Raw genomic sequence first — 9,831 nt, forward strand, 5'->3', positions numbered from 1 at the left:
CAGCCCGTCCGGTTCGTATCTCCAGGTTCAATCCGGCAGTTGTCGCAACGCCCACACCCCTGTCCGGGGGATCCGGCGGTCCTGTGGGCGCGCCAACTGCGCCGGCACGCAGGCGGCGACAGCAAGCGCCGGTTCAAGCAGGGGAGCGGACGAACAGTGGACCTCTTCAGCCTGAAGGGCAAGGTGGCCGTGGTCACCGGAGGCGGGCGCGGGCTGGGGCGGGGCATGGCGCTGGCCCTGGGTGCGGCCGGCGCCGACGTGGTGGTCGTGAGCCGGAGCCTCGACCAGGTGGAGGCGGTCCGGGAAGAGCTGGAGCGCCTCGGGAGCCGCGCGCTCGCTTACGCCGCCGACGTCGCGGACCTGGACGCGGCAGGCGCGGCGGTCGAGGCCGTGCTGGCGGCGTACGGCCGGATCGACATTCTGGTCAACGCAGCCGGAATTCAGGTCCGCAGGCCGATCCTGGAGTTCACGCCCGCGGACTGGGAGCGGGTGATCGGGGTCAACCTGCGTGCGGCGTTCTTTCTCAGCCAGCGCGTGGCCCGCCATATGATCGAGCGGGGCCAGGGTGGCAAGATCATCCACGTGGCCTCCCTCACCAGCTTCATCGGCATCCCGGGGACAGGCATCTATGCGGCCAGCAAGAGCGGAATCGTGGGCATCACCCGCGCCATGGCCGTGGAGTGGGCGCCGTACGGAATCCGGGTCAACGCGATCGCTCCGGGCTACTACCGGACGGAGATGACGGAACCCCTCTTCCGTGATCCCGACCGCAGCCGCTGGGTGCTCTCCCGCATCCCCGTGGGCCGATCGGGTGTGCCGGAGGACCTGGCCGGGACGGTCGTGTTCTTGGCCTCCCCTGCGTCGGACTACGTCACGGGACAGGTTATTCCGGTCGACGGCGGATGGCTGGCCGGTTGACCCTGTGCATGAAGGGAGCCTGAAGGGATGGGGGTTGGCGCATGAAGGCAGTCGTGAAGTACGGACGCCAGCCGGGGCAGGTGGAGCTCCGGGACGTGCCGGTCCCGGAGCCGGGACCGGGCCAGGTGCTGGTGCGGGTGGCGGCGTGCGGCATCTGCGGCTCGGATCTGCACGCGTACCTGTCGGATCCCGGCTATGAGTTCGTGGCCGTGCCCGTGGTCCTGGGGCACGAGTTCTCCGGCACCGTGGAGGCCGTCGGACAGGGCGTGAGCGACTTGGCGCCGGGCGACCGGGTGGTCGGCCTCGCCATCCAGGGCTGCGGGCGGTGCGAGACCTGCCGCTCCGGCTCGTCCCACCTCTGCCCCTCCCGGCGGGTCCACGGGCTGCACCACGACGGCGGCATGGCGGAGTACACGACTGTGGGGCAGGAGCACCTGGTCCGCGTGCCGGACGGAGTTGACCTCCCGGCGGTCGCGCTGGTCGAGCCCCTGTCCGTCGCCGTTCACGCCGTCGTGGATCGGTCCCGGGTGCGCCCCGGCGACCTCGTCGTGGTGAGCGGCCCCGGGCCGATCGGACTCCTCTGCGCCCTCGTGGCCCGCCACGCGGGCGGTACCGTGGTCGTGACTGGCGCCCAGGCCGACGCCACTCACCGCCTGCCGGCGGCGGCCCGGCTCGGCTTCCCCGTCCTGAACGTGGCGGAGGAGCCGCTGTCCGATGGGCTCCGCCGTCTCACCGGGCGATCGGAGGCGGACGTCTGGGTCGAGGCGTCGGGGGCCGGCGCGGCGCTCGAGGCGGCCGCCGGCTCGGTCCGCTCCGGCGGGGTGGTCACCGTCGTAGGGATGTACGCACACCCCGTGGAACTGTTCTTCACGAGCCTGGTGCGCAAGGAGGTCGACGTGCTCTTCAGCTACGCGTCCCACCGGGCCAACTACCTGAGGGCGCTGGCGCTCGTGGCCGGAGGCGCGATCGACCCGACGCCGCTCGCCGACCCCTTCCCCCTCTCCCGGGCGTCCGAGGCCTTTGCCGCCGCCCTGGAGAAGCGCGTGGTGAAGCCGGTCCTGCTGCCGTGAGGGGGTGGCGGCGGTGATCGTCCACGTGCGCGTGGAAGGGGCCGTCGAGTGGTACCATCGGGTCCCCCAGTTCCAGCTCGTGGTGGTCGATGGCGCGTCGGTCGGCAGCGTCCTCGAGCTCCTGGGGCTCAAGCTGACCGGCCGGGAGCGGATCGCCCGCAACGGGCTGCCGGCATCCCTGACCGACCCCCTCGAGGATGGCGACCGCCTGCTGATCACGGCGGAGGAGGCCGGCTGACGGCGCCTCCGGCCCGGCTCGAGACCCGCTTTCGAAAGGAGAGACGCCCATGGACATCTTCCCCTTCCAGATCCCCACCCGGCTCACGATCGGCCCCGGCGCGGTGTCTTCCCTCGGCGAGCAGGTCGCCGCCGTGGCCCGGCGCGCCCTGATCGTGACCGACCCCGGCCTCGTGCGGGCGGGAGTCGTCGAGAAGGTGCAGGCGTCGCTGTCGGCGGCGGGCGTGAACTACGCCGTCTTCGACCAGGTCGAGGAGAACCCGAGCGATTCCACCTGCGAGAAGGCCGCCGAGCTCTGCCGGGCCGAGGGGTGTCAGGCGGTCGTGGGCGTCGGCGGCGGGAGCTCGATGGACACGGCGAAGGTCGTGGCCGCCCTGATGGGCAACCCGGGGAAGCGGCCGCAGGACTTCGAGGGCCGGGAGCAGGTCGAGCGGGACGGGCTTCCCACCTTCATGGTCCCGACCACCGCCGGTACTGGCAGCGAGGTCACGTTCATCGCCGTGATCACGGACACCCGCCGGACGTTCAAGATGACGCTGTACAGCCGGCGGCTCGCCCCGACGGCGGCTGTGCTCGACCCCCTCCTCACCCTCTCGAAGCCGCCGGGCCTCACCGCCGCCACCGGCATGGACGCCCTCACCCACGCCATCGAGTCCTACACGAACCGCTCCTACAACCCGATCTCGGACGCGCTGTCGGTGCGCGCGATCGAGATGATCGGCCGCCACCTGCGGACCGCCGTCGTGCAGGGCAGCGACGTGGAAGCCCGCCACGAGATGCTCCTGGCGAGCCTCATGGCGGGCATGGCCTTCAACTTCACCCGGCTGGGGCTCGTCCATGCCATGAGCCACCCCCTGGGGGCGCACTTCGGCATCGCCCACGGCGTGGCGAACGCGGTCCTGCTGCCGGCGATCATGGAGTTCAACCTGTTCGGCTGCATCGAGCGGACGGCGCACATCGCCCGCCTGCTCGGGGAAGACACGGCCGGCCTGAGCCCGGTCGCGGCGGCCCGCCGTGGCGTGGAGGCCGTGCGGGCGCTGGCCCGTGACGTAGGGATTCCGGAGCGCCTCGGACCCCTCGGCGTTACCGCCGATCGGATCCCGGCGATGGCCGAGGACGCCATGAAGAGCGGGAACATCCCGGTCAACCCCCGGCAGGTGACCGCCAACGACGTGGCGCGGCTGTTCGAGAGCCTGCTCTGAGGAGGGTACTGCGCCCTGGGCGGTCGCCCGCGTGACCGCCCAGGGCGCAGTGTGTTGTGTCGGACCGCCGCCCACCCAGGTGCACTTATGTAAACGTCAGGGAAGAGCAACGCAAAACTTGACTCTCTGGGGTCCGGCTCGACTGTCAAACTCTGCGTCCGCGGGCTATGAGAAGACCGCCGTTCTACCATAACGCCGGTCTTATGTCGCCCCGGAGGTGCTGGAAACGCTTTCGTCTCCCTTCGCCAGGCTCCGCGGATGGGAGCACCCCGCAGAAAGTGACAGGCAAACCCGGGGCTTGCCAGTCACCTTTTGCGATTCGTTCCGCCGTCAGGTACGGCGTTCGGCAGTGCGGGATCAGAGCCACTGGTTCGAGCCGCGGCCCCGAGCCCTGGGGCGGCCGGTCCACGCAGGTCCCTACTCCGCCCGCGCGACGGGGTTGGCGAGGGTGCCGATGCCGGAGATCGTGATCTCCACCCGGTCCCCAGGGAGCAAGGTGAAGTCGTCCGGGGGCACCAGGGCGGTGCCGGTCAGGAGCACGGCGCCATGCGGGAAGCGGTTGTAGCGCCCGAGGTAGGTGACGAGCTCGGAGATCGACCGGCGCATCTGCGAGATGGCGATCGAACCCTCGAACACCGTCTCTCCGCCCCGGCGGATGCGCATCTGCATCGTACTCTGCATCGGGTCGAGGTCGCCGGCCAGGGTGATGACCGGCCCCACCGCGCAGGAGCCCACCCAGATCTTCGCCTGCGGGAGGTAGAGCGGGTTCTCGCCCTCGATCCGGCGCGAGCTGACGTCGTTCCCCACCGTGTAGCCCACCACCTCGAGATCCGGGCTCAGGACGACGGCGAGCTCGGGCTCGGGCACGTCCCAGTCGGAGTCCGGGCGAATGGTGATGGGCGCCCCGGGGCCGACCACCCGGTGGGGCGTGGCCTTGAAGAAGATCTCCGGCCTGGGGGCGTCGTAGACCCGGTCGTAGATGTCCGGCGACCCCGACTCGCGCATCCGCGCCTCCCGGCTGCGGGTGTAGGTCACGCCGGCGGCCCAGACCTCCTGCAGGTCGAGCGGCGGCAGGAGATGGGGCACGTCCGGCGCAGGCGGCCGGAACAGGTCGGAGAGCGGCGGACCGGGGGGTGCTTCGGCGAATGTCCGCTCGGCCAGGCGTAGGCGGTCGGGCGAGGCGAGGAACCCGGCGAGGTCCGCGATGAGCCCCGCGGCCGTGGCGTCGTGGACGCGCCCGTCGCGAACGACCCCGACGTGGGCGCCCTCGCCGGGAACGTGGAAGCGGCAGATCTGCATGGGCGGAGACCTCCCCTGTAGTCACCCGGCGGGCGGAACCCCGGGCGGGTTCGGGTGGCGGCACGGGCCGGGCGGGCGACCGGCAGGGCCAGCCGCCCGGTCGGGCGCCACCAGACAGCGCCGGAACCGTCCGGACGCCAGCGCCGTGCGGAGGCTGGATTCGCCGCGGGCAGTCGCATTCCTGCGCGGCCCGAATGGCGGCCGGCGCGACGGCCGGACGGGCCGTGGGAAACGGCATGAGACGGCCGAACTGTCCCGCGGACAAGTTCCCTTCGTAACTTTCACTGTTGGCGGAAGGAATCAAGCGCCGCGCGCCGAATCGTAGTGCTTCAATGGTCAGAGGTATGACCAGTAATCCAACCCCCCACATCAGGGAGACGGGAGCGGAGGTCGAGAGAATGCGGCGCAGGCTGGGCCTGGTCACAATCGTGCTGGCAGCAGCCCTACTCGTGACGGCGTGTGGTGGCGGGTCCTCCCAGGGCGGCGGCGCGGCCCAGGGCGGCGGGCAGCCGTCCGGGCAGAGCGCGCAGCAGGCCGCCGGCGGTGGCGAGACCAAGCCGATCAAGATCGGCCAGGTCATCCCGATCACCGGCGAGGCGGCCGAGTCCGGGAAGTACCAGAAGCAGGGTGCGGAGCTGGCGGTCGAGCAGATCAACGCCGCCGGCGGGGTCAAGGGTCGTAAGCTCCAGCTCGTCCAGGAGGACGACAAGACCACGAACCCCGGCGCGGTGGCGGCCCTCCAGAAGCTTTTGGAGGACAAGGAGATCGTCGCGGTGATCGGGTCCATCCGGTCCACGCAGGTCCAGGCCATGATGCCGACGATTGCCGAGGCGAAGATCCCCGTGGCGATCGGCGGCACGAACTACGGCCTCACCCACTCCGGCAACCCGTGGGTGTTCCGGTTCCGCCCGCATGACGGGTACAGCGCGCAGGTCCTCGCCAAGTTCACGGTGGAGGAACTGGGCAAGAAGAAGGTCGCCGTCATCCACTCCACCGATGCCTTCGGCACCGGCGGCAAGGACTTCGTGGTCGAGGCGCTCAAGAAGCTGGGCGTGGAGCCGGTCCTGGTCCAGGGCTACAACAACGGCGAGAAGGACTACACGGCGATCCTCACCGCCCTCAAGCAGTCCGGCGCCGAGGCCCTCATCACCTACATGACCTTCTCCACCGACCTCGGCATCATGGCCAAGCAGATCAAGCAGCTCGGCATCAACGTCACGTGGGTCGGGTCCCCGTCGATCACGGCGAAGGACGCCGCCAACCTGGCGGGTGACGCCCTGTACGGGACCTACGGGGTGACGGACTTCCAGGTCGACGGCAGCGAAGCCTCCAAGAAGTTCGCCGAGGCGTACAAGGCGAAGTACGGCCAGAACCCCGACCTCTACTCCGCGTGGACATACGATGCGGTGATGGTCTTCGCCGAGGCGATGAAGAAGGCCCCCGATCTCAAGCCCGAGTCGATCCGCCAGGCGATCCTCAGCATCAAGGGCTTCCCGGGCGCCGAGGGCGAGTACAACTTCGACCAGAACGGCGACGGCCTGCGCCACTACCACGTCGTGAAGAACGAGAACGGCACCTGGAAGCTCTTCAAGACGATCACGATCACCGACTGACGCGCTGGGCGGAGGCGGGGCCCGGCCGGCCCCGCCTCCGCCTCTCCGTGGATCGGTGCAAGGACCCACGCCTCGCCGAAGGAGGGTGCCGATGTCCGAAAGCCTGCCCATCGTCGGCCAGCTCCTCTTCACCGGCCTGTCGATCGGCGGGGTGTACGCGCTGGTGGCGCTGGGGATCGTCCTGATCTACCGGGCCACCAACGTGGTGAACTTCGCCCAGGGCGACTTCAGCATGCTCGGGGCGTACATCCTCGTGGTGCTGACCCAGGGAGCCGGTCTGCCGTACGGCCTCGCCTTCGCCGTCGCGCTGGCGGCGATGGCCCTGTTCGGCCTGCTCTTCGCCCTCGGCGTCTACTACCCGCTTCGCAACCGGACGTTCCTGCCGGTCATCATCGCCACCATCGGCGCGTCGATCATGTTCCAGAACGGCGCCCTGGCCGTCTTCGGCCCGTCGCCGCAGAAGCTGCGCCCGATCATCGACGCCGGCCCCACGGGCGGGGTGACCGTCGGCGGCGTCTTCTTCGACTACCAGTACCTCGTCACGCTGGTCGTCACCCTCGTCCTGGTGGCCGTGCAGCACTTCTTCTTCGAGTACACCCTCCTCGGGAAGAAGATGCAGGCCACCTCCCAGGACAAGGACATGGCCCGCCTCTTGGGGATCCCCGTGACGGCGATGATCGCCCTGACCTTCATCTACAGCACCTTCCTCGGCGGCCTGAGCGGCATGCTCGTGGCCCCCATCTTCTTCGTCACCCACAAGATGGGGGCGGTGCTGGGCCTGAAGGCGTTCGCGGCGACGATCACGGGCGGCTTCGGGGACGTGAAGGGGGCGATCATCGGCGGCCTGGCGCTGGGGATCGTCGAGACCTTCGGCGCCGCCTACATCTCGGTGCCGTACAAGGACGCCTTCGCCTTCCTCGTCCTGATCATCTTCCTGCTGTTCCGGCCCCAGGGCATCTTCGGCGAGAAGGTGGCGGAGAAGGCATGAAGGAGGCACGGCGCTTCCGCGTGCGCCCGGCGTACCTCGCGGGCCTGCTCGGGCTGGCGCTGGTCGTCGGGCTGCCGCAGCTGGTCACGTCCCGGTACGGCACGAACCTCCTGATCCTGGGCGCGGCCTGGGGCGTGGTGGCCCTCGGGATGACCGTGGTGCTGGGCTACACCGGTCAGATCTCCCTCACCCAGGCGGCCTTCTACGGCATCGGCGCGTACGCCGTGGCCCTCCTCACCACCCGGGCCGGGTGGAGCTGGTGGCCGGCGCTCCTGGTCGGGATGGCCCTGGCCGCTCTGGCGGGGGTCCTCCTCGGGATGACCACCCTCAAGCTCGGTGGCCACTACCTGGCGATGGTCACGATCTCGTTCCAGATCATCTTCACGCTCGTCCTGGCCAACTGGATCCCGGTGACGGGCGGGCCGGACGGGATCAGCGGCATCAAGCGGCCCTCGCTCGGCCCGATCGCCCTGGACTCGGCCACGAAGTACGCTTACTTCGCGCTCGGCATCCTGTTCCTGGTGGCGGTCCTGGTCGCCTGGCTCAAGCACACCGCGCTGGGCCGGGCGATGCGGGCGGTCCGGGAGAACGAGCTGGCCGCCGAGGCCCTCGGGGTCGACACCCTCCGGGTCAAGGTGACCGCCTTCACCCTCTCGGCCCTCCTGGGGGCCCTGGGCGGGGCGGTCTACGCCGCGGGGTTCCTGTACATCAGCCCGGACAGCTTCAACTTCGACATCTCGGTGGAGTTCCTGGCGATGGCGCTGGCGGGTGGGGCGGACTCGACCCTCGGCACCATCCTCGGCGCTTCGCTGCTGACCTTCCTGCCCGAGTGGCTGCGCGAGCTCAAGAACATCTACCTGGTCGTCTACGGGCTGATCATCATCCTCGTCATCGTCTTCATGCCGGACGGCCTCTGGGGCTACGTGAACCTCGCCCTGCGCCGGGTCACCCGGCCGGAGCCGGTGGGAAAGGCCAGCCGGGGGCTGAGGGTCGGCGGTAGCGGCGCCCCGGGCGAGCCGATCCTGGAGGTGCAGGGCCTCGTCAAGCACTTCGGGGGCCTGCGGGCCGTCGACGGGGTCGACTTCACCGTGCGGCGCGGCGAGATCCACGCCCTGATCGGGCCGAACGGGTCCGGCAAGACCACCGTGATCAACCTGCTCTCCGGGGTGTACGTGCCCACGGCGGGGTCGATCCGCTTCCTGGGCGAGCCGATCGTGGGGCTGCGCCCGAACCGCATCGCCCGCAGGGGCCTGACCCGCACGTTCCAGAACATCCGCCTGTTCCGGGAGCTCACCGTGTGGGAGAACGTCCTGGTCGGCTCGCAGCGGGCCGGCGGCGGCGAGGCGGAGGTGCGGGAGCGGGCCCTGGCCGCCATCGAGTTCGTCGGCCTCCAGGACCGAGTGCACGAGGTGGTGAAGAGCCTGCCCTACGGGCACCAGAAGCTCGTCGAGCTGGCCCGCACCCTGGCGGGCGAGCCGCAGCTCCTCCTCCTCGACGAGCCGGCCGCCGGCCTCAACCAGACGGAGAAGCAGGAGCTGGTGGCGCTCCTGAGGCGCCTGCACGGGATGGGGCTCACCATGCTCGTGGTCGAGCACGACATGTCGATCGTCGCCCAGCTGGCGGACACCATCACCGTCCTCAACTTCGGCCGGAAGATCGCCGAGGGACACCCGGCGCAGGTCCTGCACGACCCGGTCGTGGTCGAGGCGTACCTGGGCAACCGGGAGGTGGCCCTCGGTGCTTGAGCTGCAGGGCGTGCACACCTTCTACGGGCCGGTGGAGGCGCTTAAGGGCATCTCGCTCACGGTGCGCAAGGGCGAGATCGTCGCCCTCCTGGGGGCCAACGGCGCCGGCAAGTCCACCACCCTCCGCACGATCTCCGGCCTGGTCCACCCGGCGCAGGGGTCGATCCTCTTCGAGGGGCAGCCGATCCACCGCCTGCCCCCGGAGGCGATCGTCCGGCTGGGGATCTCTCACGTCCCCGAGGGGCGGCGGGTCTTCCCCGGCCTCACCGTGAAGGAGAACCTCCTGCTGGGGGCCTCCAACCGGGGGCGCGTGCCCCGGAGCGAGCTCGAGGCGGACGTGCGGCAGATGTTCCGCATCTTCCCGGACCTCGAGCGCCTGCAGGACGCCCTCGGCTGGACGCTGTCCGGCGGCCAGCAGCAGATGCTCGCCATCGCCCGGGGCCTCATGGCCCGCCCGAAGGTCCTCCTCATGGACGAGCCCTCCCTCGGCCTCGCCCCGATCATCGTGCAGCAGGTGTTCCACGTGATCCAGGAGATCAACGCGAGCCTGGGCACCACCGTGCTCCTGGTGGAGCAGAACGCGAGCATGGCACTCCGCATCGCCCACCGGGGCTACGTGATGGAGACCGGCCGGATCGTCCTGGAGGGAGAGGCCGCGGACCTGCTGAAAGATCCCGAGGTGCGGGAGGCCTACCTCGGCGGGCGGCGCCAGGCCGGGTGATGCCGGCGCGGCCCCGCTCGGCTGCGGAAGGGGGATGT

9 protein-coding genes are annotated in these 9,831 nt (G+C 70.3%); 8 read left to right on the plus strand and 1 reads right to left on the minus strand.

The genetic code is table 11. From position 1 onward, the window contains the following. Positions 1 to 156 precede the first annotated feature (156 nt). Genes caldi_RS06195 through caldi_RS06210 form a run of 4 tightly spaced genes read left to right on the plus strand, consistent with a single transcriptional unit; the run spans position 157 to position 3,427 of the window. Positions 157 to 918 carry a glucose 1-dehydrogenase gene (locus tag caldi_RS06195; RefSeq protein ID WP_264844237.1) on the plus strand — a complete coding sequence of 254 codons (762 nt, stop codon included), beginning with the start codon at positions 157 to 159 and terminating at the stop codon, positions 916 to 918. Positions 919 to 959: 41 nt separating this feature from the next. Beyond that, on the plus strand, positions 960 to 1,988 hold the full coding sequence (locus caldi_RS06200; protein ID WP_264844238.1) for a zinc-binding dehydrogenase: 1,029 nt from the start codon (positions 960 to 962) through the stop codon (positions 1,986 to 1,988). Positions 1,989 to 2,001: 13 nt separating this feature from the next. Next, a complete protein-coding gene (locus caldi_RS06205; RefSeq protein WP_264844239.1) occupies positions 2,002 to 2,226 on the plus strand; it encodes a ubiquitin family protein in 225 nt (74 codons plus the stop codon). Between the two features lie 49 nt (positions 2,227 to 2,275). Continuing rightward, positions 2,276 to 3,427, plus strand: coding sequence for an iron-containing alcohol dehydrogenase (locus caldi_RS06210; protein WP_264844240.1), 1,152 nt, complete (start codon positions 2,276 to 2,278; stop codon positions 3,425 to 3,427). A 417-nt stretch (positions 3,428 to 3,844) separates the two neighbouring features. On the opposite strand, the gene caldi_RS06215 is transcribed toward caldi_RS06210, so the two are convergent. Beyond that, on the minus strand, positions 3,845 to 4,726 hold the full coding sequence (locus caldi_RS06215) for a fumarylacetoacetate hydrolase family protein (RefSeq protein ID WP_264844241.1): 882 nt from the start codon (positions 4,724 to 4,726) through the stop codon (positions 3,845 to 3,847). A 398-nt stretch (positions 4,727 to 5,124) separates the two neighbouring features. Here caldi_RS06215 and caldi_RS06220 point away from each other — a divergent pair, with 398 nt between their 5' ends. From caldi_RS06220 to caldi_RS06240, 4 genes are all read left to right on the plus strand, one after another. Beyond that, positions 5,125 to 6,339, plus strand: coding sequence for an ABC transporter substrate-binding protein (locus caldi_RS06220; RefSeq protein WP_264844242.1), 1,215 nt, complete (start codon positions 5,125 to 5,127; stop codon positions 6,337 to 6,339). A gap of 91 nt (positions 6,340 to 6,430) precedes the next feature. After that, a complete protein-coding gene (locus caldi_RS06225; RefSeq protein ID WP_264844243.1) occupies positions 6,431 to 7,327 on the plus strand; it encodes a branched-chain amino acid ABC transporter permease in 897 nt (298 codons plus the stop codon). After that, the gene (locus tag caldi_RS17615; protein ID WP_319951799.1) at positions 7,324 to 9,072 is read left to right on the plus strand and encodes a branched-chain amino acid ABC transporter ATP-binding protein/permease; all 1,749 of its coding nucleotides are present in this window, start codon (positions 7,324 to 7,326) and stop codon (positions 9,070 to 9,072) included. The genes caldi_RS06225 and caldi_RS17615 overlap by 4 nt, the downstream gene beginning before the upstream one ends. Continuing rightward, the gene (locus caldi_RS06240; protein ID WP_264844244.1) at positions 9,065 to 9,793 is read left to right on the plus strand and encodes an ABC transporter ATP-binding protein; all 729 of its coding nucleotides are present in this window, start codon (positions 9,065 to 9,067) and stop codon (positions 9,791 to 9,793) included. Before caldi_RS17615 ends, caldi_RS06240 begins: the two co-directional genes overlap by 8 nt. Positions 9,794 to 9,831: the final 38 nt, after the last annotated feature.

This window comes from Caldinitratiruptor microaerophilus (assembly GCF_025999835.1).
In the GTDB taxonomy this organism is placed as follows: Bacteria; Bacillota; Sulfobacillia; order Symbiobacteriales; family ZC4RG38; genus Caldinitratiruptor; species Caldinitratiruptor microaerophilus.

What these genes read in the sequence shown, in the direction of transcription:
- caldi_RS06225 (WP_264844243.1), top strand. Translation starts at nt 6,431, where the DNA reads ATGTCCGAAAGCCTGCCCATCGTCGGCCAGCTCCTCTTCACCGGCCTG.
- caldi_RS06220 (WP_264844242.1), top strand. Translation starts at nt 5,125, where the DNA reads ATGCGGCGCAGGCTGGGCCTGGTCACAATCGTGCTGGCAGCAGCCCTA.
- caldi_RS06210 (WP_264844240.1), top strand. Translation starts at nt 2,276, where the DNA reads ATGGACATCTTCCCCTTCCAGATCCCCACCCGGCTCACGATCGGCCCC.
- caldi_RS17615 (WP_319951799.1), top strand. Translation starts at nt 7,324, where the DNA reads ATGAAGGAGGCACGGCGCTTCCGCGTGCGCCCGGCGTACCTCGCGGGC.
- caldi_RS06215 (WP_264844241.1), bottom strand. Translation starts at nt 4,726, where the DNA reads ATGCAGATCTGCCGCTTCCACGTTCCCGGCGAGGGCGCCCACGTCGGG.
- caldi_RS06200 (WP_264844238.1), top strand. Translation starts at nt 960, where the DNA reads ATGAAGGCAGTCGTGAAGTACGGACGCCAGCCGGGGCAGGTGGAGCTC.